Annotated in this window: 2 protein-coding genes; both read right to left on the reverse strand. The window is 43.3% G+C overall.

What is annotated here, in order from left to right; all coding sequences use genetic code 11:
- Positions 1 to 78: 78 nt before the first annotated feature.
- The gene (locus ACUVJL_RS27190; RefSeq protein ID WP_445248692.1) at positions 79 to 603 is read right to left on the reverse strand and encodes a hypothetical protein; all 525 of its coding nucleotides are present in this window, start codon (positions 601 to 603) and stop codon (positions 79 to 81) included.
- Complete coding sequence (locus ACUVJL_RS27195; protein WP_445248693.1) at positions 576 to 953, reverse strand: winged helix-turn-helix transcriptional regulator; 378 nt, start codon at positions 951 to 953, stop codon at positions 576 to 578. The genes ACUVJL_RS27190 and ACUVJL_RS27195 overlap by 28 nt, the downstream gene beginning before the upstream one ends.
- Positions 954 to 1068: the final 115 nt, after the last annotated feature.

Here is a 1068-nt window from a genome sequence, read left to right on the forward strand (position 1 = left end):
CATACGTCAATTCTGCGGTTATGCCAAGAAGGACAAAAACAAGGGAGAGGAAGGCGATCACCGTTGACTTCAACCATATCAGGCGATTTCCTGTACTTTGGCGATTTGTCTCATTGCCATTTCTACTATCAACTTTGGGTCGAGAGCTTGTACCTCCTTAACTGTTTGTGCTGCCTTTGCCGCTCTTTCTCCCCGGCGCTTCTGCCGATGATGTTCATATAACGCATCCTCGACCATCACCTCAAGTTCAACAGTTGCGTTAATCTCAGCCAATCTTTGAGGACTGATGCCAAAAATTGGGGGAGCAGCTTTTTCGTGTTGATCGATTTGATTTATCTGGTTGATTTCAACGTGAGGTTCCATTATTGCGATCGCAGCAATTGGTTTACCAGCAGGTTTGGCTGGCTTCACCCTTTCGGCTTGGGTAGAAATTTTCAGAGCTTCGCTCAAATTAAGTTCTCTTGACTTAATGCGATCGTAATTTGCCCATGATTCCTCTACTCCAAGATTCCTTAATGCAGTCCGCCATTTGTAGGCAGCACTTTGCTTAATTCCATATTTTGATTTGATTTCTGCTATAGAAATCGCTGCTCTAGATTCCATAAAAAATTCTCCTGTGCATGAAGGATGGGTAATTTTACACACTCATCGAAAGATTCGTCAATGCTTTCGCCCTTCGCATAATATGCGCCAGCAGAAAACACCGAACTAAAAATAATTGCACACCCTGCAATTTTCCATAATCCGTTAGCTATCAAATTTCTCCGATGCCGTCGCACTTGTGCTGCGGAAATTCCACAGTAATCTGCTAATGCCTGAATGGAAGCATTGGGGTTTTCCCGCAGAAATTCCATCATTCGCTCCCGCTTTTGCTGTCCTCGCTTCCACGAGGGCCACGGCGTACTTTGGCTAAAATCGCGGAAATTACCTATTTGGTCGATCGGTCGCTGCATTCTTTTTCCACCCTTCCACCCTTTAAGGATAAAAAATTTTATAGGTCTTCGCCTTTTCTGTATACCGTAGAAATACGGAAAAAGAATATTTATTTGTTACTTTTTTCTCTTCTAA

The organism is Microcoleus sp. OTE_8_concoct_300 (assembly GCF_031383065.1).
In the GTDB taxonomy this organism is placed as follows: Bacteria; Cyanobacteriota; Cyanobacteriia; order Cyanobacteriales; family Microcoleaceae; genus Microcoleus.

Bases quoted from the DNA above. Each gene is read 5' to 3' on its own strand.
- ACUVJL_RS27190 (WP_445248692.1), bottom strand. From the start codon at position 603: ATGGAATCTAGAGCAGCGATTTCTATAGCAGAAATCAAATCAAAATAT.
- ACUVJL_RS27195 (WP_445248693.1), bottom strand. From the start codon at position 953: ATGCAGCGACCGATCGACCAAATAGGTAATTTCCGCGATTTTAGCCAA.